A 26,507-nucleotide genomic window follows, 5' to 3' on the forward strand; every position below is an offset into this window, starting at 1 on the left:
TGTTTGATATTTGAGCAAAATTATACACCTTTAAGCAATATATTTTGACATAAAGCTCACTAAAAAAGTGAGCAAATTTGATGATTCCACGTACTTAAAATGGTACTGGACAAATAAATTCGATACGTTCATTGGTTTGGGGATGATGAAAGCTCAGACGCTCTGCATGTAAACACAATCTTGGTATGAGAGCTTGCTGTTCAGGCGCAGCATAAAGCGTATCTCCCACGATAGGATGACCTAAAAACTGCATATGTACACGAAGTTGATGCGAACGTCCTGTAATGGGTGTGAGCGCCACACGAGTCACGGGCTGACCCTGTATCTCAAAATGTTCAATGGCTTTCCACTCTGTCACAGCAGGCTTGTTATGGCTGGGCTCTGCAATATGTAACGGTGGACGGGATGGATCATAAATCACAGGCACATCAACAGTGCCCTGACCATCTAAATGACCAGCCACAATCGCTTGATAGGTTTTATCGGTTTGGCGTTCTTGAAACTGACGAGAAATGGATTTTTGTCCCCAACGGCTGAGACCAAAAACCAAGATACCTGAGGTATCACGATCAAGACGGTGGATCAGTAGAGTTTTAGGTTCTAGTTTGACTAAACGATTGATCATACAATCTTGTAAGTCTTCTGTCTTCCCCGGAACGGTGAGTATACCTGCAGGCTTATGGATGACCATAAAGTCTTCATCTCGATGAATCAGGTGTTCGGTTAGAAAATTACTCAAGGTTCCATTCCAAGCTGATCGCGAAAACAAGCGGGCAATAATAAAAAGCTTAAGCCAGAAATACAATGCAAAAATCGTTTTTTTTTAATCATGAACCGATATTGATTGCATTATTTAACGTCAAACGCGGAGTCACAGTCTGTATCGATAAGTGAGACATAAGAGATATCACTCTCTTATGACAAACGATTTCTAAATAACCACGCAGCCAAAGGCAAGGTAATTATGGCTAATACCAACATCGGTACAAAGTCCCATTTCACTTGCGCAAAACTCGCACCTTCCAAATACACCCGTTGTACCAAGTCTATGCCGAAGCGTAGTGGGTTGGCATAAGTCAGCCAATTCAGCACTTCAGGCATATTTTGTACAGGAGTTAGTAAACCTGATAAAAGCGTTAAAGGCATGATCAAAAAGAAAGTATACAGCATGGCTTGTTGCATATTGAGTGCAATTGCTGAAATCGACAGTCCCACACCCACAACAGCAATATTAAAGGCAAATAATCCAAAATAAAGTAAGGCCAAGGAGCCATTCATCGGGATCTGGAACCAGAACAGAATAATTGCCAAAATAATGGAAGATTGAATAACCCCAATAATAATCGGCGGAATGGCCTTCCCAATCATAATCTGCGTCGGGGTATAAGGTGTAACTAAGAGCTGATCAAAAGTCCCTTGTTCACGCTCGCGTGCTACTGAAAGTGCCGAAAGTAACAGTGTCTGCATCATACTTAAAGTTGCAATCAGAGACGGCATGATGCCCCATCTCGACTCGACATTCGGGTTATACCATGTCCGCGCTTGTACCGTGATCGCGGAGTTGGTTCCCAAACGTTTTTGATTGACCTGCCCCACCACACTGCTGATGTAGGAGCCCGCCATACTTGCGGTCGATGAGTTTCTCCCATCTAGAATCACTTGAATCGGGGAAGACTCTTGATTATTGAGCTTATCCTCAAAATCAGCAGGAATGATGATGACCGCCAAGGCTGTTCGATCATTAATCACCTGTTGGATTTGTTGATTATTTTGCAAATCTGCTGTTCGTTTAAAAATTCCTGAACCATCTAAATGTGCTAAAACTTGTTGTGAGCTTTGGCTTCGGCTTTGATCCAGCACAGCATAATCAACATGATTCACATCATAACTTGCGGCATAACCAAACAAGACCGCTTGGATAAATACAGGCGCGATTAAGGTCACCCGATTGGCAGGATCGACTAAAATGGCTAAAAACTCTTTTCGGATCAGCACCCAAAGATAAAGAAACCAGCGTATTAACGTTGCCATAACACCATTTTTCCTTTCGCTAGCCCAAACGCTTTTTCAGCGTACGCGCGGTCATTACTGTAAATAGCACGATATAGATCAGTAAAATGCCACATTCCTTGAACCACAAAGACCAATCATCGCCACCGAGTAATAGCGTTTTAATCAAAGTCATATAGTGCGTTGCAGGTAAAACATTGCTGATGATTTGCACAATTAGCGGTAAGTTCCGTGTATCGAACACAAAACCTGAAAGCATCAAAGCGGGCATGAAGCTGGCAAGGAGTGCCATTTGACTGGCTTGAAACTGACTTTTTGATAGGCCTGAAATCATCAGACCCAGCAGTAACGACACCATTAAATATAAAAAAGAAGCGCTCATGACAGAGAGCAGTGATGCGCGAATGGGTACATCAAACAGAACATGTGCTGCAACTAAGCACATCACAATATCGATCATCCCAATCACGATATAGGGCGCCAGTTTTGAAAGTACAATTTCTAGAGGACGTACGGGCGTAACATATAATGCTTCTAAAGTGCCACGCTCGCGCTCTCGTGCAATCAGCAAGCCAGTTAAAAATGCGCCAACCAAGGTCAAAATCAAGACAATTAAACCCGGCACTAAAAACCACGTACTATTTGCGGACTCGTTAAACCACATACGTTGTTCAACCGTGATGACGCTACCCACCGAAGCTGCATTTGTTCGGTCTGCTTGTATCAAGCTGGCGGTATTGAGCGCACTGGTAATATAACCCTGCAAAGCCGAAGCAATACTGGTCGAACGGCCATTCGTAATGAGCTGAACTGCACCCGCTCCCTTTGCATATTGCTCCGCAAAGTTGCTGGGTATATTGACGATGGCATCAATTTCAGCCTTGCCCATTGCGGCTTCAGCTTGGCTAAAGCTTGGATACTGCTTGACGGTAATGTATCTAGAACCGTTTAAGCCACTCATCAGTTGCTGACTCTGTGGCGTGGGTTGTTGCTCCACCACCCCTACTCGTCCGTTGGTTAAGTCGAAAGACAGTCCATAACCAAACAGCAAAATTAAAATAATCGGTAGTATGAAACCGATCGCCATACTACTTTTATCACGAAGCAGCTGTTTGGATTCTTTACGTGTCAAGGCAAACAGTCGTGTCCAGAAAGCTGAGAAATGATTCATCTGACGCTCCTCAGTAAGCCTGCATGTCTGCACGGGAATGTTCAACGATGGCAATAAAAGCGCTATTCATATCGTTTACACCCTCTAACTGTGCCATCCCACGAATCTGTTGAGGTGTGCCAATCGCCAACAATTTCCCTGCATCTTGAATCGCAATCCGATCACAGTATTCAGCTTCTTCCATAAAGTGTGTAGTCACAATAATGGTCATGCCTTGGTTCGCTAGCTCTCCAATGGTGTACCAAAAAGAGCGCCTTGCTAACGGATCAATACCACTGGTCGGTTCATCCAAAAATACAATTTCAGGCTGATGTAACAGTGCTGCTGCCATCGACAAACGCTGTTTAAAACCATTTGGTAGATCAGCGCTTTTTGCGTATGGCTTAAGTTCAAACTGAAGCAATGCTTTATCAATTTGCTGCTTTAACTGTTTGCCCGATAAGCCATAAGCACCACCAAAGAACTTTAAGTTATCCAGCACACTCAAATTGCCATACAGGGCAAACTTCTGCGATACATAACCAATTTTTGCCCTTGCCTGTGCACGAGCTGTGCGCAAATTCATGCCTGCCACTTCCAACACACCACTGCTGGCGGGCAGCAAACCACAAAGCATACGAAACGTTGTGGTCTTACCTGCACCATTAGGGCCAAGTAAACCAAAAATTTCGCCTCGAGATACATCAAACGAGGTACTGGCCACGGCGGTAAAATCACCAAAGGTGCGTACCAAATCCTTCACCACAATCACAGGTTTTTCGAGCTGCTGTTTTACATTCTGCTCTGTTTTCACTTGTGGTGGATCAGAGTTTTCGATCAAAGTTATTGAAGGGTCTAAAGCTAAATTTTCCTGCGCCAATACCGTTTTTTGAGTATGCTTCGCCTCATGTAAAAGCAACATAAATGCATCTTCCAACTCTGCTGGCCTCTGTTCCGCAACAACGCCTTTGGGTAACAGATCTGTAGGAAGTGTTGAGCTTTCAGCTCGCGTAATAAAACGGACTACATCTCCTTTGGGAACTGCATCGGCAATATAATGTTGATTATCGAGTAAATGTGCTTGTAACACCCGTGCCTTCATGTTGGGACTGGGTTTTACTTGCCATGTTTGTCCCTGTGCCTGAGCCGTCAATTCGTCAGGTGTACCTTGCTTTAAGACTTGCCCATCCAACATGACATAAACCTGATGACAGCGTTCAGCTTCATCCATATACGCCGTACTGAGAATGACACTTAAGTTCTCCTCCCTCACCAACTGTTCAATGATGATCCACAAATCACGGCGTGAGAGTGGATCGACACCGACACTTGGCTCATCCAACAGCAATAGTTCAGGTGAACGGACTAAAGTGCAGGCCAAACCTAACTTCTGCTTCATGCCTCCAGAGAGTTTTCCTGCGGGACGTTCAGTAAAGCGCGCCAAGTCGGTAATCTTGAGCAAACGTGCAAAACGCTCCTTGCGAACGTCCATTGGCACGCCATGCAAATCCGCATACAAGTCTAAATTTTCTTGAATGCTGAGGTCTTCATACAAACCAAACTTTTGCGGCATGTAGCTGATACGATCTTGCACAGATTGTGGATCTTTGGCGACATCCATTCCTAAGACTTTTAAGCTTCCAGTGGTTGGCTCATATAAACCTGCGATCAATCTTAAAAATGTGGTTTTACCTGCACCATCAGGCCCAACCAAAGCCGTCAGTTGTCCTGCCTTGATCTGCATATTTATGCCTTGCAAAGCCTGCACATCATCCAAACCTTTTTGTTCTGCTTTAAAGGTTTTGTTTAAATCTGTGGCAATTACAATGCTCTCTACTGACATCGACATACTCCCCTGCCTTAAGGATTGTTCGTGGCAGTTGGACGCGATGATTTGGCTATGTTCACCGTTACAGGTTGTCCCATCTTCAGTTGGTCATTCGGGTCATCGACATAAATTCGGACTTCATACACCAAAGTCGTGCGAATATCTTCGGTCTGTACCGTTTTCGGGGTAAATTCTGCCACAGATGAGATATAACCAATTTTTCCTGTGATGGGCTGATTCGGTTGTGAGTCACGAATGACTTGTGCTGCTGCGCCCATGTTGATATATCCAAGATCCATTTCACTGGCATAAACACGCACCCATTTAGGGTGGATCAGAGCAATGGTATAGACGGACTTGTTTGAAGTCGTCATGTCGCCGACTTCTTGTAAACGTGCACGAATTACGCCATTAACAGGTGCCAGCAGCTTACTTTGAGTAATTTGGTAATCAATCAAATCAAGATTGGCCTTGGTCGATTCATATTGTGCTTTAGCCGCTTCACGATCTTCTGTGCGCGCACCTTTCAAAAGTAGCTCTAGGTTGGCTTTGGTTTCACCTACAGCCGCTTCCGCCATTTTCATATTGCTTTTTGCAGCATCAACCTCTTGCTTACTCACCGCTTGACCCGCAGTACTCCGATTTAAGACATTTAAACGCTGGTATTGTTTATCGGCATTTTCAAATTGGGCTTGGGCAGACTGTACTTTCGCTTTCGCTTGGGTAATCTCTTCAGGTCGATTGCCCGCAGCTTGTTCATTTAAGGTTTGCTGTTGAACTTGTAACTGTGCTTGGGCTTGCTGTGCTTGTATAGTCAGCGAGTCGGTATTCAGTTCGGCAAGAACCTGACCTTTTTGAACGCGATCACCTTCTTGAACAGCCAAGCTTTGAATACGTCCAGCCGTTTCAAATGCCAGCGAGACTTGTCGAATATCGACATTGCCATATAGCACCAGATGATCGGGATCGGCTTTGTCTCGACTGAACCACAAAAATGCAGCCGCTACAGCAATCAGCAATACCCCAACCAGCAGTATGAACTTACTTTTGTTCATGTACACCAAACCTTCGCTTAGTTTTAATACAAGTTTAAATTTAATTTAAACTATAACAATTCAATTAAGAAAGATATACTTCAAGTCTAAATTTTGATGCAGAGTAAATAATGTCTAGAGCTGGACGTAGCGATGGTGATTTAACCAAATCGAAAATTTTGGATGCTGCTGGCCGCCTAATTGCTCAGGATGGTTTTGCAAAAACCACGAGTAAAGCCATTGCCAAGCTGGCCGAAGTCGATTTGGCTGCCATTAACTATCACTTCGATGGTCGTGATGGCTTATATCGTGCCGTACTTGCCGAAGCACATACGCATTATATTGATGAACAAGAACTCTTGACCTTGCTTAACAGCTCTAAAACGCCTACTGAAAAACTGGAAGCTTTTTTTGAAAGCCTGATCGGTAAACTGGTTGAAACCGATGTCTGGCATAGCAAAGTGTTTGTTCGCGAACTTTTTTCACCGACTACCCACCTATACACGTTTATGCAAAATGATGGTGCGCGAAAGTTTCTTTTGGTCAAAAAAATTATTAGCCAAGTTTCAGGCATTGATGAAAACCACCCTGCACTTTTGCCTTGTGTACTCAGCACGGTCGCGCCTTGTATGATGCTGATTTTGGCAGATGCAAATGGTCCAAGCCCACTTAAAAATGTCTCCAAGCTTGAACCTGCACTTTTGGTTAAACATCTCATGACCTTTTCAGTCGCAGGTTTACAAGCCGCTAAACAACTTTATCTTTGATAAACCAACTGTCCTTGCTTATAGGTTGCAAGAACTTTGATGTCTTTGATTTTAGATGGTTCAGTGGTGATTGGATTGGCACTTAAAATAACAAAGTCACCGTATTTACCTGTACTTAAAGTGCCTTTAATATCTTCTTCAAAATACTGATATGCAGCCCAGTCCGTCATCGTTTTAAGTGCGATATACGGGCTGACTTTTTGTACCTCACCCAAAACTTTGCCTGTTCGCGTGGTGCGATTAACCGTTGCATCCAGCACCATCATACTTTTCGGTGGAATAACAGGAGCATCATGATGCTCGGTGAAAATCATACCTTTTCTTAAGGCCGAACCTGTTGGTGAGATGTGTTCAGCACGCTTTTCACCTAAGGTTTGTGCTACATGCCAGTCGCCCCAGTAGTAGGTATGCAAAGAAAAGAAGGATGGAATCAAATGAAGCTGCTTTGCCCGATCCAGTTGATCCTCTCGCATAGTTTGCGCATGAATAATCACATCTCGTCGCTGTGAGGCATCATATTTCTTTTGCGCATTGGCAATCACATTAAGGTATTGATCAATCGCGGCATCACCATTGGCATGTGCCAAAATTGGCCATTGTTGTTGAAAAGCCAAATCAATCATTTGCTGGACTGTTTTTTGCTCTGGAAATGCAGGATAGCCACGATAGTTCTTATCTTTCCCTTCAGGTGGAACCACATAGGGTTCAGTTAACCATGCTGTTTTACCTTGGGGTGAACCATCTAAGCTAATTTTCACGCCACCAATTCTAAAGTGATTGACATAGTTTTTACTTACACCTTTTTCGAGCATATACGCCTGTTCAGAACTAATATCAGGATAAGAGACGACATCAATCGCTAATTTGTTTTGATTAGCCAAACTACGCCAAAGTTCTGAAGTACCACGATCAGCTCGTCCTTCTTGTACCGTGGTGTAACCATTTTTCATATAGGTCTGTACCGCAGTCAACGCCATCTGCTGCATCATTTCAGGTGGAACCGTTTTAAAAGCCTGTAACATGGCCTCAATCACAACACTTTCTTCCAGTACACCATTTGGAATATTTGTCCCGACTACGCGTCGAATCACGCCACCACTAGGGTTACTACTTTTTTCATTAATACCTAACAACTCTAACGCTTTGTGATTCATAGAGGCCAAATGCCCTGACTGATGCAAAATCAGCACCGGTTGAGTCGTTGAAATCTGATCTAAATCTGTGGCTGTTGGATGAGCTTTCTCTTGTAGCTGGGCATCATCATAACCATTGCCAATAATCCAGCCAGAAGTCGCTTGGACAAAGGTTGGATTTTGCTTCGCCCACGCCTTCATTTCTTGGATAAGTGTGGCAATACTTACCACCTTGCCATCTGGCGGCGGATATAAATTAGCCACAGTTTGCTGCATACCGACAGAGTTTAAATGACTATGTGCATCGATAATGCCTGGGATGACAGTCTTGTGATTCAAGTTTAAGCGTTTCGCCTGTGGCGCAAGCTTTTCAGCCTCAGACAATGTGCCTGTATAACGGATCTTTCCATCTTGAATTAACATGGCATCGACATAGCTGGGCTGCATGCCTTGCATGGTTAAAATGGGGCCACCATAGACCAATAAGGCATTTTGCGTCTGTTGTTGTGTACTTGAAACGCTGCTAGACGGGCTGGTTGTACAACCACTCATCAGTACCACAGAGGAAGAAAGTAGAGCCGTAAGTACAAAAGAAACTTTATTAAAAAGCATGGGTTAAACACCTCATATTGCTAAATATTATATTTTGCTCCATACGAGCATTCGTTATAGGTATAAAACTTTAAATACAACACATCATCACTCTACCTTAGTACTTTAAGCCGGCTCTTGTCAGGCAGAATAAGGTGCTCAATATTCAACAGATTATTGCAATAGCTTTAAGATGTGTTGCAAACGGACATTGTCTATATTTTCTTTATACACTGCATAAATCGGCGCAATACATGGGTTATTGGCCTTAAGCGTTTTATAAACAATCTGCTTATTCCAAAAGTCACGAATGGCCTCAGGCACGATGGATAAACCAATCCCTGCAGCAATCAAGTTTAAGCTTGAGGTTAAACGTGGCGCTTCTTGTACAATTTTGGGACTAAATCCAGCTTGGTAACAACTGGCCAAAATATTATCGAATAAATCTTGTCCAGCTAAACGTCGGTATAACACAAAATCATGCGGTTCAAGATCCAGCAAGTGAATTGGTTCGGCGTGTTCAACCAAAGGATGATTGTTGGGTAAGGCCACAATGAGCGGCTCATCTAGTACATGTAGACTGGTTAAACCAAGGCCAATCGGTGCAGGTTTGCGTAAGAACACAATGTCATTTTTTTCATTACTAATGGAATCAATCAGCGAGCTACTGCCATCTTCTTCCAGATGAATTGAAACACGTGGAAAAGTTTCCCGAAAGTTACGCAGCAAGGCCGGTAAAAATGGATGTAAGCCAACCGAGTTGGTAAAGCCAATATTAATCTGACCTTCGACCCCCAAAGAAATATCCTGCACACGTTTGGGAATCAACTGTGCATGCGCTAATATCGCAAGGGCTTCTTTGTACAAAACCTTGCCTGCTTCTGTCACCTCAACACCGCGTGGCAAACGCTTTAGCAGTTGAGTATTCAGCTCCTCTTCCAAGCTTTTGATAATCCGTGTTAACGGTGGTTGTTGCATATTCAAACGTACCGCAGCATGCGAAATATTACTTTCTTCTACCACTGCAACAAATGCTCTGAGTTTATGAATATCGATCATGTCTGCCCCATTAAACATACTTTTTTAGTATATATAACGTTAAAAATAGCATTTTTCAACATATCTCTACAGGTTCATACTGAGCTCATTCAACAAAAGGCGAAAGACATGAACACTGAAGTGCTCCCTGCTGAACAAATAACCCATCCAACTTCACGGGAATTATTTGCAGGCTTTATGAAGCTGGGACTCATGGGCTTTGGTGGCGTATTGCCACTTGCACATCAAATGGTTGTAGAAGACCAAAAATGGCTCAACACGGAAGAGTTCACGCACTTATTGGGTGTCTGTCAAATCCTCCCTGGAGGAAACATCATTAATATGGCCGTTGCGATTGGTTATGAGTTTCAGGGGGTTAAAGGTGCGATTAGTGCCGTTCTCGGGTTAATTTTTGCACCGACGGTGATTGTGATTTTGCTGTATCAGCTCTATAGCCAATTTCAAAGTATCCCCGTGATTCAGCATATGATACAGGGACTGGCAGCGGCAGCAGCAGGTTTACTGTTTGCCATGGGGCTAAAAATGCTGAAACCCATTCTGAAAAGTTACCTCACGATCTTTACCATTGCGCTGACCATTGTCTTTATGCTGATTATTAAGATTCCCTTGGCATTAACGTTACTGATCTTAGTCAGCATCAATGTCGCAGTCTTAAGCTTGAAAAAAAGAGGAAAAAACGCATGATTTTAATCACCTTAGCTATCGTTTTTACCCAGCTTTCTATATTGGCCTTTGGTGGCGGCAATGCCATTTTGCCTGAAATGCAACATCAAGTGGTCGAAGTGCATCGTTGGCTTACTGCTACAGAGTTCAGCACCATGTTTGCCATGGCGCAAGCGGCTCCAGGCCCCAATATGATGATTGTGCCACTGGTCGGCTGGCATGTGGCTGGACCTGCTGGACTGTTTGTGACTTCACTGGCGAAGTTTGGGCCCTCTTCTGTACTGACTATATTTGCACTCAAGTTTTGGAATCAGTTTAAGGATCATCCGCTACGTAGCATGTTTGAAAAAGCACTGAAACCAATTACTGTCGGCTTGGTTTTGGTCAGTGCCTATATTATTGCCGCAGCATCTGCTCAGAACTGGTTACTTATCGCGATCGTTATCGTGGCAACGGGGTTAAGCTTAGTGAAAAAAATTCATCCACTATGGGTCATGCTCTTTGGAGCAATGTCAGGCGCACTTTTTTTATGGCTCTAGACTAACATATCTATTCTGCTAGTCTAGAGCCTAGATAAATGCCACAGTGAATGAAGCCATTCAGGCACTCGAAAAAGAGCCTTTCATCGTTGTGACTGACCAAGTTACGGGTGAGAAACGTTTAGCTACCCTGCATTTATCCATTTCCGATGCCACGGGTGATAGTGCCATTATTGAGTATATTAACGGTAAACAAGTCATTCATCATGGTCGACAGTATCAAGTGATGACCAACTCGCCAACCTTTGATCAACAGCTCGCTTTAAATAGCTATTGGAAGCAAATTGGTGGCACAACCATGCTTCCAGGCACTAACCGCGCATCTGATCGTTTTGCCCGTGCTTCTTTTTATATCAATGCGATTCCAAAAAATGCAACTCCAGACCATTCGCTCGCCAGTGTATTTAGTGTCATCCGCAATACCTCAGTCCCTTTTGGCCTAAACACTGAAGAAGAGCCGAATATTTCCTCAACCCGTTGGCGTACGGTGGTCAATCATAAACGTGGTTTATATTTCTTTGAATCTGCCGTTTCACCAAATGTGTTTTGGGTCGATTTAAAGGAAATTAACTTTAAAGATGGTCAAACCAAGAAGTTAGAACTTGGCCCAGACCAAGCGATGACATATGCAGGCAAAGCCAATGCATCCTTTAAAGTCACCAAACCTTTTGAGTTTTTAGGAACTAATCCCTAAGTTTTCAGTTATATCATCGGCTTAAAAATATAATCACCATCAATAATAGCCCTGATCAAAGGGCTACTCATCATCTAAAAGAAAGTTTCTTACTTTTTCTTATCCGCGACCAAAATTGACGGAGCATTATTTATTCAGTGTTTTTAAATTTGAGTTTTCACCCACATCAGCATATTCTAAACAGACAGATTCCACTTCCAAACACGCCTTGTAGCGTAGGAGTATTCACCATGTCAAAGAAGTTACCTATCTACTTCTCGGACGATGCATGGTCGTCTTTACAAGATCTCATGGGGCCAGAAGGTAAACCCAGTCCCACCATCAATAGCATGCTCGAACAAATTGTGCAGCAAGCTGAACTTGCGGATCAACTTAGGCTGACTCCTGTTCTACCTCAGTCCAAAGTCTCTATTCCTGTTTCTTTAGAACGCATTCCAGCAGGCCCAGCGTTCAGCACTAAAGATGAGCAAGGCAAAGCCATCGATCTCAATGAATTCTTAATACAAAACCCCATTTCAACGTTCATCGCTCATGTAGACAGTGAGTCAATGTTGGGCGTAGGTCTTGAAGTAAATGACCCGATTATTATTGATCGGAGTATTGAAGCCAAACACTACGACATTGTGGTGGCTTTAATTGATAATAATGACTCCACTATTAAAAGACTGATGATGACAAACAAAATGTCAAAGTCGGACATCAAAGACATTTTTGGAGATGAAAACTACCCTTTGCCTCAACTTTGGCTAAAAGCTGAAAACCCCGAGTATGAACATATTATTCCTACAGAAAATCAAACCTTTGTCATTTGGGGAGTGGTGACGTTTAACTTAAAACGTCTGTACCACCGTTAAGAATAATAAGAAGAAGCAATATGAAAAATGAAACTGAAATATTCGCGCTCGTTGACGTGAATAATTGCTATGTCTCATGTGAACGCGTCTTTAATCCAAAGCTCAATGACCGCCCTGTGATTGTATTAAGTAATAATGATGGTTGTGTAGTTGCTCGAAGCCAAGAAGCCAAGGATCTCGGCATTGGCATGGCTGTCCCTTTTTTTCAAATTCAAGAACTTGTCCAGCAGCATAATATTCAAGTGTTTTCGAGTAACTATGCTTTATATGGGGAAATGTCTCGCCGCTTCATGCAGTTATTGGGGCAATATGTGGCAGCCGATGAACAAGAGATCTATTCCATTGATGAATGTTTTTTAAAGCTAACCGCTTATGAGCATTTATTTAACCTCACTGACTATGCCAAAGACATGAAAGACAAGGCATGGCAGTGGCTTGGTCTTCCCTGCTGTATTGGAATTGGTCGTTCTAAAACAGAAGCCAAAATTGCCAATCATTTAGCCAAGAAAAATAAGGCGTTAAATGGCGTGTGCAATTTGGCACACATGGACCCATGTACTGCTGAATACATGCTTGCAGATGTGGAGGTCGGTGAAGTCTGGGGCGTCGGTCGACAGAACTGCAAAAAGCTAAACTCGATGGGTATTTATACGGTTTTAGATTTGATCGACTCCAAGCCGAGTGAAATTAAAAAGCAATTTAGCATAGTGATGGAAAAGACTGTCCGTGAGCTTCAAGGGATGTCTTGCATCAATATTGAAAGTGATGAGGTTGCGCATAAGCAAATTATTAGTAGTCGCTCATATGGTCAAGCTGTGTATGAAATTGATGACATCAAAGCCTCTGTACGCTTATATGTTGCCAGTGCTGTTAAACGCTTACGTCATGATGGCTCTATTTGTAAAATGATCGGGGTATATATTCAAACAGGTCGTTTTAGCCAAAATGAACATTACTCGCCCTATACCATTGTACACATGCATGAACACACCGATGATCTACTTGAAATTACACAGGCGGCCATGAAAGGCATTGACCAAATTTACAAGTCAGGGTTTAAATACAAAAAGGCGGGCATCGTCCTTTTGGAAATTATAGATAAATCTAAATTTGTGCATGATCTTTTTACCGACTATAGCCATAAAAATGACCGTGAAGAACTCTTCAATACCATGGATGCCATTACTGAACGTTTTGGTAAAAATATGATTTCTTTAGGGGTTTGCCATGAGAAAAAAGAACCTTGGCAAATGAATCAGTGCAATCGCTCTCCTGCCTATTTGAGCAACTGGTCGGAGCTATTTAGAGTGGGTTGAAGTTAAGTCTTCATAAAAGTAGATCACTTTACACTACACGAATACTCATAAGGATTTTTTAATGAACATCACGATTCGAGACGAACAGCCAGAAGATATTGAAAGCATTGAGACCTTGACTCGCACTGCATTTTTAAATGCAGAACATACCAGCCATACTGAACAATTCATTGTGAACAACCTCCGAAAAAGCGGTCAACTTACGATTTCTTTGGTTGTTGTTGAAGATGATTCAATTATCGGTCATGTCGCCATTTCACCTGTATCTATCTCGACAGGTACAACAGGTTGGTATGGCCTAGGCCCAATTTCTGTCTGCCCAACTAAACAAGGTTTGGGCATTGGGTCACAGCTGATGCAGGCATCCATTGAAAAATTAAAACAACTGGGTGCCAAAGGCTGTGTTCTATTAGGCGACCCCAATTATTATCATCGCTTTGGGTTTCGGCCTAATCTAGAGTTGGTTTTACCTAGCGTTCCTAGCGAATACTTTCAAGCCCTTAGTTTCAATGGAGAAATACCGCAGGGCGTTGTCAGTTATCATGACGCATTTAATGCCACTGAATAAATTGAACTTTTAAATATCAATTTACTCTGTTGTGTAAGGTTTGAATGAATACTTTAAACCGTATTTTGAACCGCTTAAGGTGAATAACAGTACGTTTATACAGCGTAAAATTCCATTTATGTAAAGCGAATGTAAAGCAAACTTTTAAACTTAAGATATAACAAATAGTATATATGGACTTATGATTTATATATAAAAAGGTCATTTTTATGAAAAATGCTTTAGGTGCAACACTCGTTACTTTAGCCTTAGTGGGTTGTACTTCTGCACCAACGGGAAAAGTCACTCAAGAAAATACATCAGGCAGTAATGCTGCAGAAACACAAGTGATTCACTTCACTGGCCCAATGGATTTAACCATTGAACTGAAGTCATCTGATAATTTTGAAACAGCGATGATGACGGATAACTCAGATCGAACATTCATGCTGAAAAGTGCACCAGCAGCAAGTGGTATGCTCATGACTGACGGCAAAGGTGTTTCTATTCACATCAAAGGAAGTGAAGGCATTGTCGAGTTTGTCAAAGACAAGCCAATCCAGATTACTGAGTTTAAGAAATAAACGTCATATCTAAGCGTTTATTAGAAAAGGTCATGTGGGACAAGTCCTACATGACCTTTATTTTACTTTCAAATCACGATTTATTTAGCAAAAAACTTAAAATGCATATTTCAGACCAAGCTGCATTTGATAGTCTTCTGCATTAAGTGCATTCCCAGCCACATCTCCAAAAATATTCCATTTAGAGTTTGCTGTTAAATAATTAAAGCCTAGGCCATAAAGTAAAAAGTCTTTGTCAAATGACGGTGCGCGATAGCGAACATCTACTGAATGATCAATGTTTGATGTCAAACTTACATTTGGCAATGAACGATCAAAGGCATATGCGTATTCTGCATAACCACCTAGTTTCAGCTGCTGTGTCACTTGATAATCTGCGCGAGTTCCAACATGTGCTTTGCTTTCTTTGGCAGTCGTATCACCAACCGTCACCCCTAGATCACTTGACTCTTTCACTTGATCTAGAGATACCGCATTATGACTGAGTGCAAAGTATGGTGAAATTGAGAATTGCTCCATTGGCAGAGCATAGCCAAACTCAGTATAAATACCATATTTATCTAAATCAGCTTTAGCATGACTTGCATCAGTCTTGATGCCATCGGTCACCGTTCTGTCAAAAGTTGTATCACCAAAGCCATATTGTGCATTTGCAGCAGCATAATAGTTGCGATCTGATAACCACTGACCATATATACCTATTGTTGTCAGCTCAGTTTCACTCTTGCCATTCGATGCACTAAATTTAGAGTCTTCGTTGTAGTCCGAAATGTAGGCACCTAAAATAGCATGGTCTGTCACTTTGAAGTCAGCACCTGCAGATAGGGTCTTAATTTCAGACTCAACAGTATCCCAACCTTTTGCTTCACTGGTATTATCTAGATAGCCTGCTGTTACCCATGCTCCTGTTAGCCCTTGTTTACTCACTTGATATGAGCGCTGTGCAATTTGTGCATTAACCAAGGTGTCATTACGAAGCAATACTGATGGCGTCTCTGCAAATAAAGCACCCGCATTTGAGTTCAACACTGCTTGTGCAGCCGCTGCCGTTGCCACTTTTTGTACATTAGCAACATAGTCCGTTAACTGCGTCGATTGACCTGAAACTGCTTGTGTATTGGCTTTTGCCATCAGTTTATTCAGCAACTCACCAGAGGCATCAGAAATTCCACCACTCAGCGTTCCTGCTGTTTTTGCATCCGCGAGTGCAACATCTACCGCAACATCTTGATTGGTCTGACTCAACCCTTTCACAGTTAAAAATGCACTGGTCGAGCTATAACTATCAAACTGACCTGCAACATGATTTGCATTCAATACTTGATGCGTTCCTTCTGTCACCATGCCTTTATTCTGTGCAGAAACTTCGAGTTTTCCAGCAAGTGTGGCATCACCTTTCACGGTTAAATAGTGCTCTAAACCATAAGCAAGAGTTCCTGTACTTTCTTGCGTATAGTTACCGTTTACCGTTAAACGACCATCTTGGGTTGAAACAATTCCTTGATTGACCACAGCTCCTGTCTGACCCGTACCAGATAAAGTCCCATGCGTTCCCACACGCACAATAGAATCAATATTTCCAGTGACTTGTAACTTGCCTAATTGGACATCTGTTGCTCCCGTATAATTGCTGTCACCAGCCATTACCAAAGTACCAGCTCCTTGTTTAATAAGACCTGCATCGCCATCAATGTCATTAGAAAAAATCGCAACATTGGATGTCACGTTTGCTTCGAAGTTTTCATTAAACACTGTTAAAAAGGACTGCGGGCCACTTAAAGAATTCCAGATATCCAGTGCACCCCAGCCAAAGCGCTCGTTATAGAGTTGATTGAGACCAGAACCATCATCCATATAGTCGGCATTGGTCAGTAATACTTGTCGTACTTGGTCATTGCTCATCCATGGATATTTACTCCATACCAACGCCGCAGCTGAGGTAACTTGTGGTGTTGCACCCGATGTTCCATAGAACCAAATCAAACTACCAACTTTATCACTTTGAATAGGGCCAACAATATAATCAGCAGCTAAGCACCAACGTGCAGCAAGTCCGCAATTATTCGCACCTTCGCCTTTGGTATTGCGATACAAGTCAGTATGCGCAGCATTTAAGCCTGTAACAGCCAACCAGCCTTTTTCAATTGTACTATTTCGGGTTGGCAACAACACCTCATCACTTGGAACAGCAAGACCAGCATTACCTGTTGCCATGACCACTAAGGAGCCGCCATCGGCTAAACGCGCTGCATATTGAGTAACGTCATCATGGAAAATCCCGCGCATACCCACAGTACCGAAGGAACCATTAAATAACTTCACTCCATACTCTTGATTGAGATTCAGTGCTGCCAAATATGCTGTGGTTGCATAACCAATACCGTTATTGCTCTCGCTTGTAGAAACGCCATAAATTTCAGTAATATCTTTAGCGATTCCTTCAATACTTTCTGTTAATGGATATTTTGCATTCGCAGGAATTTTACCCGCAATAATTTGCGCGACAATTGTGCCATGCGTTCCAGGATCAATATCTTGAATGTCAATCCCACGATGGGTTAAGTCTTCACGTGTAAGACTCCCCGCTTGATAGTCCTCAATATAACGGAAAACCTTTTTGACAGAATCTTCTAAATAGTCATTGATACCCACGCCAGAATCTAGCACCCCCACACCCACTTTATTTAGGGAAGTATCAGGCTCTTCAACATTAAATTTTTGCGGATCATAGATATATGCTGAATTAGGATTTTGCTCACCGCCAGTACCCGTATCTTGACCACCAGAACCAGGATTATTTTCTCCTTTAGTTGGTGGTTGGGTGATATGAGAACTCGTTGCAGCCAAACCTCCCCCACCTCCTCCTCCGCAACCCACGAGGACACTACCAATCGCAAGCGCTAAAACAGAAGGAAAAAATTGGCGTTTTAAACCCCCAAAATTGTGACTTTTGGTCATCTAATTTACCCAATAAAAATAAAAATTATTATAAAAAGCAAGTGATTATTTTTTACTGTTGGTACAGTTTTGGGATTTTTGCCCCAGCAATCACAGGCCAGTCATCATACCTTAGTGAAAGATATTTTCGAAAGCCTGAAGCAACTTTATCTGCACCTCACAAAGTTAATAGAACAAAAAACACTCAGACCAATATTGACCCTATCACGTGATAATGATGAATATTCAACCATATGCTCATCCACAGTCTCTGACATTATTTAGAGGAAATGCATCTTACAAAGCGAAATTTAAAAGCACCCAAAGGTGCTTTTTTAATTTATAACCGTTTCAATTAATACTTAAAATTAAATCCAACAAAAGCCGTTCGTCCCATTAAAATGTAATCAATTGAGCGTGCGACATCATCACGCTTAGTATTGGTTAAGTTTTTAATCCCCGCTTGCATAGTAAAACTCGGATTAAATTGATACTGCCCACTTAGGCCTAAAACATGGTAATCATCTGATTTCTGACTCTTAGAAATGGCAGGTACATAGAGCATTTGGCTACCAATATATTGATAGTTCAGGTTCAATCCCAACGCATCATTCACACGCCAATCTAGAGCCATGTTACCTGTATGACGTGGGCTATAGTCTAGTTCTTTGTCTGTATCTTTATTTTTACCATCTGAATAAGTGTAATTAAATTTCACCCCTAAAGCATCATTTACATCATATTGGCTTTCAAGTTCTACCCCTTTGACTGATGCAGAATGTACATTGGTATAAGTCATGACTTGAGGACGATATCCCGCTCTCCAACCATCGCTTACAATCATGTTTTTAATGTCATTATCGAAGTACATTAAACTTGCATAAAACTGATCATTTTCATACACACCACCGAACTCATAACTTGTTGCACTTTCAGGTTCTAAGTCAGGGTTTCCAATCACCTGACACATTCCACGGCAGGCCAATACAGAATAGGTCGGATCTGATTGTGACAAACTTGGAGCCTTAAATGATTTACCAATCCCCCCTTTAAAGTTAAATTGATCCGTGACTTGATACACACTGTAGAAGCGTGGGCTAAACTCACTACCAAAGCTGTCATAGTCATCAAAACGTCCAGCAAAGGTCAGAGATAGTCGATCAAGTTTCCATTCATCTTGTAGATATAATGCTGTTTGATTTACCGACGCGGAACCATTCAAGTTTTGATTATGTTCTAATTCGGTCTTACGGAATTCGGCTCCACCAGTCACTAAATGTTGTTCTCCAATATGTCCACTCACTTGAGCATCAAATGTATGGTTAGTTTGCTGAATATCTCCCGTCTTTTTATATAAATTGGTGATGATTTCTGAGTTATCCATCAAGTCCACGTTTTCATAGTAATAGCGCAGTCTGCTATTGATATCATTCCAATTTGCAGAATAAGTCAGTCCAACACTGGTACGATCCATTTCTTGGATATTGGTCGGGAATGACAAACCATAGTTGTTCCATACCGCTTTACGGTCATCAGAACGATGGGTTAAATCAACATCTAAAGTCTGGTTATCATTAATCAGCCAACTGACATTTGAGAGGATGCTGAAACCTTTACGTTTTTCCGCTGCATCCGTATTTTTATAGATGCTTTGTTCAGAACGCCAAGCCTGTTGATCTACACCCTCAAGTACCAAATTTGCCAAGAGTTTATTTTCAATCAAACTACCACCAATGTAAGCACTTGCTTTATGAATTGCCCCATCATCTCCTTCAGTTGGTAACTCATAACTATAGTTAAACGCGGTCTCTAATTGTTCGCTAGGTTTCTTTAAAATAATGTTAACCACGCCGCCCAAAGCATCTGCACCATAAATGGATGACATTGGACCACGCACCACTTCAATTCGATCTACTGCAGCCAAAGGAATAGATGACAAATCAAAATCATTTGAATAATTAGAGGTTAATGCGTCTCTAGAATTCACACGACGTCCATTGACCAATATCAATGTGTAGTCCGAGTCTAATCCACGAATTTTAATTTCTTTACGACCATACGCAGACGACGTATTGGTATGGATCCCCGCACTCTGTTGTAAAGCATCTGCTAAGTCATAAACAGGACGTTTTGCTAAATCTTCTTGTGTGATAACACTAATCGTTGCTGGTGCACTTTTTTGGTCATGTTCGGTTTGACTGGCTGTCACTGTAATCGTTGCTAGTTTCTCTGGCTGAGTGTCTTCAGCATAAGCCATGCTCGAAAAGAGACTTCCCCCTAAAATACTTTGAATCGCAACATTCAGAACTTTCTGATTGAAAAATATTTTATTTAACATATTATTAAGACCACAATTATAATTGATAATCGTTCGCAATTATAATGATTGGTAAATAATTTGCAACATTTTTGTATAAAAAAACCGCCCTTTTAGGCGGTTTTTTTGACTAAATAAAATTTAAAATTTTGCGCGGACTGTAAACGTTACATTTCTTGGCTCACCCTAGTAGACGGGCTCCAGCTTTAAATCCATTCTCACAAAATAAATATACAATCAATAAACCTGTTAATGATAAAGCAACCATGCTTACAAAAAATGAATCTATCCTAACCTTATCAAGTAATATCCCGCCTGCAATACCACCAGCTGCAACAGCGAGATTAAAAACTGAACCGTACCGAGATTGTAGGAGACACATTTTCTTGAGAGAATGTCGCTATGACAAGATTAAAATACACCGCAGAAATCAAAGAACGAGCAGTACGTTTGCTGCTTGAATCTGAACAAGATTATCCTTCTACTTGGGCTGCAATTACAGCTATTGCTCCTAAAATCGGTTGTACCCCTGAAACTTTGCGTGCTTGGCATCAAAAACATAAACAACTACAGAATCCAGCCGTAGTGCAACTTCTGTCAGATCAACAGCGTATCAAACAACTAGAACGTGAAAACAAAGAGCTACAACGAGCCAATGAAATTCTTCGTAAGGCAGCTGCTTTTTTCGCACAGGCGGAGTTAGGCCGCCCACACAAATAATGGTTGATTTCATTCGTGATCATAAAGCCCTGTATGGTGTTGAAGCGATTTGTCAAATATTGCCAATTGCCTCATCCACTTACTATCGCCAGCTTGATCTAGTACAGAACCCTGAAAAGCGTTCGAAACGAGATTTACACGATCAACATTATGCTGAGCAAATTAAGTTAATTTGGCAAGAGAGCCATGGGCGTTATGGCATTCGTAAAGTTTGGCAACAACTTAAACAAGAAGGATATTCTATTGCCCGCTGCACGGTAACACGCTTGATGAAACAACTTGAAATACAAGGTGTATGGCGTGGTAAGAATAAGCGTACGACACATCATGATGATCAGCAAAAAAGAGCTGATGATTTAGTTAAGCGTGATTTCACAGCTCAGCATCCCAACAACCTTTGGGTCGCTGACTTTACCTATATTCAGACTCATTCTGGGGGGGTATATACGGCATTTATCATTGATGTGTTCTCACGAGCAATCGTTGGTTGGAAAGTTTCCACCCGAATGAATACCGATATGGTACTTCATGCCCTTGAGCATGCACTCAATAGTCGGGGTATGCCTAAGAATGTGATTCATCATAGTGACCGAGGGGTGCAGTATCTTTCAATCCGCTATACTCAGCGATTGGAAACTGCGAACTTAAGAGCCTCTGTAGGAACAACGGGAGACTCGTATGATAATGCACTGGCTGAAACAGTGAATGGTTTATATAAAACGGAGGTGATTGAATATTTGAAATCTGATTGGTTAGGCTTAGCTGATGTTGAATTAGCTACATTGAATTGGGTAGACTGGTTTAACAAAAAGCGGCTACATAGTTCTATTGGCTATGTTTCACCATTTGAGTTTGAAAATATGTACTATGATAAAATCAACACCTTAGATTGTGTTGCATAACTTAAATAAACTGTCTCCGATATAGTCGGTACGGTTCAGTATCGGGACTTATCTGGTGCGTATGATCATTTAGAACTAAACCAACGACCATCGCTGCATGACTTACGTGCTTTGGGTATTTATAACATTACACAAAAGTATGGGAAGAAATATGCGCAGGCACTGGCTGGCCATGCAACTGTGAAGATAACGGATCGCTAGGGTCATGAAGCACCTAAACCAGTGCGGATTAGCTATCGTTCATCATGCCAATAAGCTGATGCTTTCACAACTTGAATCATCAGCTTTTGATTTCATATAAGCGCCAGTATGTTAAATGGAATATCTAAACAATTAGTTTAAGATAAATTGCATTGATCAATGTAGAAGTGGAAATCAGTATTGTATGTCTCTTAATATAAATAATATTCAAACTTTATTTCCTTCTAACAAAGCAAAATTGCTTAATAGACATGGCAACGAGTTATGCTTTAAAAACAACCTAAAGGCTTGGTGTATTAGGTTAATTGATGGTAAATGGCTAATCTTAGTAATTGATACAGGGAAGGTTATAGAAACTCAAGCTTATGACTCAGAGTATAAAGCTTGTCTTAAATTTTTATATTTATGTCGGATTATTACCACTGATCACCCCAATGAACCCAAGATATTACATATGGATAGAGATCATTGCTTTGCTGAAAAAAATGGTGAATATATTTTAGATACTAGAGTATTGTGTAATACCCACGGAGAATATTCATGGGAAATGGAGTTAAATGAAGAAGAAATAAAGGAATTTGAAAAATATGGTTGGAAATTTATTAATTCACTAATAATTCAAGTTGATTCCTCTAATCCAGCACAAAAAAATTCTAAATTTTCTCAGAGAAATAAAACTAATTGGTACCTGAGCTCTCAAGAGCTGAAAGCTTGGCAAGAACTCCAAATTATAGAAAAACCAATAATTATAGAAAAACCCATCTATCAAGAGCCCCAAAAAAATGGGATTAAAATCGTTATCGGTTTTGTCGGTTTAATCCTTATTTTTTATATCATCTTTTTTTTGCTTTAGACTTTCTATAAGAATGACTAAAATTAACATAATACGCGTTATACGTAATTCAATTGTAACTCCAAAATAGAAATGTCCGGTTTCTCCAAAGTAAAAATGTCCGCTTTTAGAATATGCACTTTTGCGATTTCCTTAGCGGACGGTTTGATATGTTGGTGTCTATGTCGGATAAAGAACTTAAACGATTGTCGGTCTTGCAGGAAATCTGCGATCAACGCATAACTCAATCCCAGGCTGCTCAGCTACTTCATATTTCAGAACGTCAGATCAGACGCTTACTGCAGAAATACAAAGCCCAAGGTCCAGTTGCATTAGCCCATGCCGGTCGTGGCCAAATCAGCAATTCCAAACTTCCTGAAGAACTCAGACTCAAATGCCTCAATATTATTTCTGACCAACTCCATGGTTTCGGACCCACTTTAGCGCATGAAAAGCTCACCACCGTGCATGGATTCGATCTTTCAGTAGAAACCCTGCGTTCCTGGATGATTGCAGCTGACTTATGGATTCCTCGATCCAAGCGCCTGAAGCGCCCGTATCAGCCTCGTTACAACCGGGATTGCTTTGGTGAGCTGATCCAAATTGATGGCTCACACCATGACTGGTTTGAAGGACGCGCTGCTAAATGCTGCCTACTGGTGTTCATTGATGATGCCACAGGCAAATTACAGCATTTACGCTTCTGTGAGTCAGAATCAACTTTTGACTATATGATTTCAACACGTTTATATGTCGAACAGCACGGTAAGCCTTTAGCGTTTTACAGCGACAAACATTCAGTCTTTAGAGTGAATCAAAGCAGCAAGAAAGACACCAAGATTACCCAGTTTGGACGTGTACTCAGCACCCTGAATATCGATATCATCTTCGCCAATTCACCGCAGGCCAAAGGACGTGTGGAACGGGCCAACAGGACACTTCAGGATCGTCTGATTAAGGAGATGCGTCTGGAAGGTATCAGTTCGATTGCAGATGCGAATAAGTGGTTGCCCTGCTTTATTGAGCAGTTCAATCTCAAGTTTGCAAAGATGGCCTTTAATCCTAAGAACTTACACCGCTCTGTCACTGAAACAGCCGAGCAATTAGATGATATTTTTACCTGGCGTGAACCCCGCAGAGTCACGAATAGCCTGACGATTACTTATGATAAATGCGTATATCTCTTGGAAAACACCGAAGAAAATCAGAGGTTGATCGGTAAGTATCTTGAGTTCCTGGAATACCCGGATGGTACTGTAGCCATCATGCATAATAGCCGAAAGATCAATTACAGCCTCTTCGATAAATTAAGTCAGCTGAATCAGCGAGAGATTGTTGAGAATAAACGGTTGAGTGCTGTTCTGAATCATATCCAACAACAGCATGAAGAACTGGAACAGCAAAACAAACGTAATCGTTCTCAAAAGATGCCAAGCAGACGTGCACAGAAAACAGCGATTGAACAACGAAATCTAAATCCTGTGCTTGACTTGGAAATGTCCATATAGGACATTTCTATTTGGTTTTAAGGTAGGACATTTCTACTTTGGAATAACATCAATTGATTTAGCTACCGTTAATAATTGCTTTTAAGTTTAAATGAGCGAGTTTTCCACATTGGGGAATTACGCCATTCCCCGAAAATACCCCGAAAACAAAAAGCCCACTTTTTAAGTGGGCTTTAATGTGTTGAAATATCAACGAATTTTGGTAGGTATAAGCAGACTCGAACTGCTGACCTCTACGATGTCAACGTAGCGCTCTAACCAACTGAGCTATACACCTGAAGTAAAAGCATAATATTCACTTTTAAAAAGTATGACAAGCGCTATTTCTTGTTTTTTAAAGCAGATGCACAAGTTTTAAGCATCCGTTTAAATTGTTGAATATTTTTTGAATTCAACGTATTGGAATAACGCATTTGTTGATAATAATCAGCTGCCTGATGAAATAAAACTTGCTGTTCAGGTTTAACATCTTGAGCTAAACGCAACAACCATTTGTTTACCGTTTCGGCATCTTGTTTACGCTGCTCTGCTATTAGGCTTCGAGAAAAAGACTGAACGACAATGTCATATTCAGAAGTTTGAGCACGTTTATGCCAAAATATAACGCCCCAGTACAGTAAAACTAATCCACCAATGCTAATCATAATCAGCAATACCAATGAATAACTAGATTGGAGTCCTAGCTTCTGTAACCATCCTCGTTGAGTCTCTGCATTATAGCCAACCACCTTACTTTGCCATTGGTAGCTTGCATAATCACTCCAAATGCGCATTTTGTTTAATACCGAATAGCGCTGTACATGCCATCGACTACTATCACCCCAAACACTGGCATCTTGGCTCATTAAATCTTGCATACCCTGTTCAATACGCTGTGGTGCAATCATGGCTGTTGGGTCATAGCGGTTCCAGCGTCCATCCACAAAGACTTCCGTCCATGCATGCGCATCTAACTGTCGAACTTCCCAACTTTTTGCATCTGGTGAAGGCTGACCACCTTGATAACCAACCACGATACGGGCAGGAATTCCCACATAACGCATCAGCATCGCAAAACTAGAGGCATAATGTTCACAAAACCCTTGTTTGGACTGAAACAAAAACTCATCAATACGATGCTGCCCCAACAAGCCTGGCTGCAAGGTATAGCTAAAGCCATTATTACGATACCATTGCAAAACATTTTGGATATAACGGTTCGGATTGTCATTACTTTGTTTAAAGAGTTGTTGTGCAAATTGTTGTGCTTTCAGATCTATTTGCTCAGGCGCTTTTAAGTTAATACTTCGTTGCACATTGGATAATTTAGTTTGAGTAAGTTGGACATTTCCCATCCATTGTAGTGAAATCGGCTCTACACGCTGTACTTGACGATAAGCCTGAATACTCCAATCCTGACGTAGCTGATAACGTCGCTCTAAAGGTTGTGAATATTCCAATCCCATGATCCAAGGAATCGCGGCATCAGCGGGTAAATATTGATAGTTCCATTTTTTAGATGCAGATATTTGGCCTAGCGTCTCATTTGCAATACTTTGCTGATTGATCAAACTACCGGTCCACTTTTGACCATCATACTGATCTAAGACCATCGCGCGCCAATAAAGCTCTGAACGATTTGGGAGCTGAGTGACATCACCAATAATACGAAAAGCCAAATGACTGGACTGGGATAATTGCGCAATATCTCCAGGTGACATACTGTCACTCATGCCTGTCACTGCTTTATTTTCAGGAATTGGAATATGCCAAAGTGGGGGTAAACGCGGAAAAAAGATAAACAGCAGCACAAAAAAAGGCAGTGCGAGACCTACAAATTTAATGACGTGTTTTGCATCTTGCCTTAATGCCATACGATTCGAGTTTTCAGATGCAAAAGCATGGGTTTGCACTCGATACAGCCCCAACAAACAACTCAATAAACACAGCAAAACCATGGCAGCCGTCATAAATGACTGACTATGTAAAAACATACTCGCCTCAACAAATAAAGCAAAGTTAAACAAAATGATCACATCACGCTGCGTTTTTGTTTCTAAGGCTTTCGCAAAGAGAAAGATGCTTAAAACAGCTACGCCCGCTTCTACCCCTAAAAAGCTTTGATAGCTCCAAAAAGTGACCGCTAGAGCAACAAGGGTCAAAATGTAAATTGCCCATTTCGGGAAATGGTTGCCCGTGGATTTCATGAAATACCATAGACAACCGATACAAATAGCGAAAATGACACTCAATAGCACAGGACTAAAACTTAGTTGTGTGATCCAAATCAAACTTAGTGTCAGTACAATGGCAATACGAATAGAAGAATGCATACTGTTCTC

The 26,507-nt window shown here is 41.4% G+C and carries 20 protein-coding genes, 1 tRNA gene, 1 pseudogene and 1 other annotated feature; of the genes and pseudogenes, 11 read left to right on the forward strand and 11 right to left on the reverse strand.

Translation table 11 applies throughout. The annotated features are described in order from the left end of the window. Positions 1–94: 94 nt before the first annotated feature. The 5 genes from F986_RS07135 to F986_RS07155 form a co-directional block, all read right to left on the reverse strand. Positions 95–739 (reverse strand): RluA family pseudouridine synthase, encoded by a 645-nt coding sequence (locus F986_RS07135; RefSeq protein ID WP_019509732.1) that lies wholly within the window; start codon positions 737–739, stop codon positions 95–97. Between the two features lie 176 nt (positions 740–915). Then, a complete protein-coding gene (locus F986_RS07140) occupies positions 916–2,031 on the reverse strand; it encodes an ABC transporter permease (protein WP_004693538.1) in 1,116 nt (371 codons plus the stop codon). 19 nt (positions 2,032–2,050) lie between these two features. Then, entirely contained in the window at positions 2,051–3,181 is a 1,131-nt protein-coding gene (locus F986_RS07145; RefSeq protein WP_004693541.1) for an ABC transporter permease, read from the reverse strand. A gap of 10 nt (positions 3,182–3,191) precedes the next feature. After that, positions 3,192–5,003, reverse strand: a complete 1,812-nt coding sequence (locus F986_RS07150; protein ID WP_004693542.1) for an ATP-binding cassette domain-containing protein — start codon at positions 5,001–5,003, stop codon at positions 3,192–3,194. A 17-nt stretch (positions 5,004–5,020) separates the two neighbouring features. Beyond that, complete coding sequence (locus tag F986_RS07155; RefSeq protein WP_004693545.1) at positions 5,021–6,043, reverse strand: HlyD family secretion protein; 1,023 nt, start codon at positions 6,041–6,043, stop codon at positions 5,021–5,023. 110 nt (positions 6,044–6,153) lie between these two features. On the opposite strand from F986_RS07155, the gene F986_RS07160 reads away from it, so the two are divergent. Then, the gene (locus F986_RS07160; RefSeq protein WP_004693547.1) at positions 6,154–6,789 is read left to right on the forward strand and encodes a TetR/AcrR family transcriptional regulator; all 636 of its coding nucleotides are present in this window, start codon (positions 6,154–6,156) and stop codon (positions 6,787–6,789) included. On the opposite strand, the gene F986_RS07165 is transcribed toward F986_RS07160, so the two are convergent. Further along, positions 6,780–8,534: an amidohydrolase gene (locus F986_RS07165; protein WP_004693549.1), complete on the reverse strand. Its 1,755-nt coding sequence runs from the start codon at positions 8,532–8,534 to the stop codon at positions 6,780–6,782. The two genes, F986_RS07160 and F986_RS07165, sit on opposite strands and share 10 nt — an antisense overlap. 153 nt (positions 8,535–8,687) lie before the next feature. Further along, positions 8,688–9,572 (reverse strand): LysR family transcriptional regulator, encoded by an 885-nt coding sequence (locus tag F986_RS07170; protein ID WP_017397050.1) that lies wholly within the window; start codon positions 9,570–9,572, stop codon positions 8,688–8,690. Positions 9,573–9,680: 108 nt separating this feature from the next. Here F986_RS07170 and F986_RS07175 point away from each other — a divergent pair, with 108 nt between their 5' ends. The 7 genes and pseudogenes from F986_RS07175 (at position 9,681) to F986_RS07205 (ending at position 14,769) form a co-directional block, all read left to right on the forward strand. Then, positions 9,681–10,256 (forward strand): chromate transporter, encoded by a 576-nt coding sequence (locus tag F986_RS07175; RefSeq protein WP_004693553.1) that lies wholly within the window; start codon positions 9,681–9,683, stop codon positions 10,254–10,256. Then, positions 10,253–10,774, forward strand: a complete 522-nt coding sequence (locus F986_RS07180) for a chromate transporter (protein ID WP_004693555.1) — start codon at positions 10,253–10,255, stop codon at positions 10,772–10,774. The genes F986_RS07175 and F986_RS07180 overlap by 4 nt, the downstream gene beginning before the upstream one ends. Before the next feature lie 40 nt (positions 10,775–10,814). After that, positions 10,815–11,468 (forward strand): annotated as a pseudogene (locus F986_RS07185) (linear amide C-N hydrolase); the annotation flags it as partial. Positions 11,469–11,698: 230 nt separating this feature from the next. Continuing rightward, entirely contained in the window at positions 11,699–12,322 is a 624-nt protein-coding gene (locus tag F986_RS07190; protein WP_004693559.1) for a LexA family protein, read from the forward strand. Positions 12,323–12,342: 20 nt separating this feature from the next. Next, a complete protein-coding gene (locus F986_RS07195; protein ID WP_004693560.1) occupies positions 12,343–13,638 on the forward strand; it encodes a Y-family DNA polymerase in 1,296 nt (431 codons plus the stop codon). 61 nt (positions 13,639–13,699) lie between these two features. Further along, positions 13,700–14,206, forward strand: coding sequence for a GNAT family N-acetyltransferase (locus tag F986_RS07200; RefSeq protein WP_004693561.1), 507 nt, complete (start codon positions 13,700–13,702; stop codon positions 14,204–14,206). Between the two features lie 209 nt (positions 14,207–14,415). Further along, entirely contained in the window at positions 14,416–14,769 is a 354-nt protein-coding gene (locus F986_RS07205) for a hypothetical protein (protein ID WP_004693562.1), read from the forward strand. 96 nt (positions 14,770–14,865) lie between these two features. Here the strand turns inward: F986_RS07205 and F986_RS07210 are convergent, their stop codons facing one another. Continuing rightward, positions 14,866–17,727 (reverse strand): autotransporter domain-containing protein, encoded by a 2,862-nt coding sequence (locus F986_RS07210; protein WP_004693563.1) that lies wholly within the window; start codon positions 17,725–17,727, stop codon positions 14,866–14,868. A 334-nt stretch (positions 17,728–18,061) separates the two neighbouring features. Continuing rightward, positions 18,062–20,044, reverse strand: coding sequence for a TonB-dependent receptor domain-containing protein (locus tag F986_RS07215; protein ID WP_004693564.1), 1,983 nt, complete (start codon positions 20,042–20,044; stop codon positions 18,062–18,064). A 381-nt stretch (positions 20,045–20,425) separates the two neighbouring features. Here F986_RS07215 and F986_RS07225 point away from each other — a divergent pair. The 3 genes from F986_RS07225 to F986_RS07235 all read left to right on the forward strand — a co-directional run bounded on the left by F986_RS07225 (position 20,426) and on the right by F986_RS07235 (position 24,186). Next, positions 20,426–21,645, forward strand: a protein-coding gene (locus tag F986_RS07225) for an IS3 family transposase (protein WP_100222796.1) whose coding sequence is annotated in 2 segments (ribosomal slippage) — positions 20,426–20,702 and positions 20,702–21,645 — 1,221 coding nt in all. Because the reading frame shifts where the segments join, the coding sequence is not laid out codon by codon here. After that, positions 20,701–20,817, forward strand: a sequence feature (AL1L pseudoknot). Its footprint overlaps the gene before it by 117 nt. Before the next feature lie 385 nt (positions 21,646–22,030). Then, positions 22,031–22,699, forward strand: a complete 669-nt coding sequence (locus F986_RS07230) for a hypothetical protein (RefSeq protein WP_004693567.1) — start codon at positions 22,031–22,033, stop codon at positions 22,697–22,699. A gap of 161 nt (positions 22,700–22,860) precedes the next feature. Continuing rightward, entirely contained in the window at positions 22,861–24,186 is a 1,326-nt protein-coding gene (locus F986_RS07235) for an ISNCY family transposase (protein WP_080631517.1), read from the forward strand. A gap of 200 nt (positions 24,187–24,386) precedes the next feature. Here the strand turns inward: F986_RS07235 and F986_RS07240 are convergent. Together F986_RS07240 and F986_RS07245 are read right to left on the reverse strand one after the other, a co-directional pair. Further along, positions 24,387–24,463, reverse strand: a tRNA-Val gene (locus F986_RS07240). A 43-nt stretch (positions 24,464–24,506) separates the two neighbouring features. Next, on the reverse strand, positions 24,507–26,498 hold the full coding sequence (locus F986_RS07245; RefSeq protein WP_004693568.1) for a transglutaminase TgpA family protein: 1,992 nt from the start codon (positions 26,496–26,498) through the stop codon (positions 24,507–24,509). Positions 26,499–26,507: the final 9 nt, after the last annotated feature.

Origin of the sequence: Acinetobacter johnsonii CIP 64.6, from assembly GCF_000368045.1 — a bacterium.
Classification (GTDB): domain Bacteria; phylum Pseudomonadota; class Gammaproteobacteria; order Pseudomonadales; family Moraxellaceae; genus Acinetobacter; species Acinetobacter johnsonii.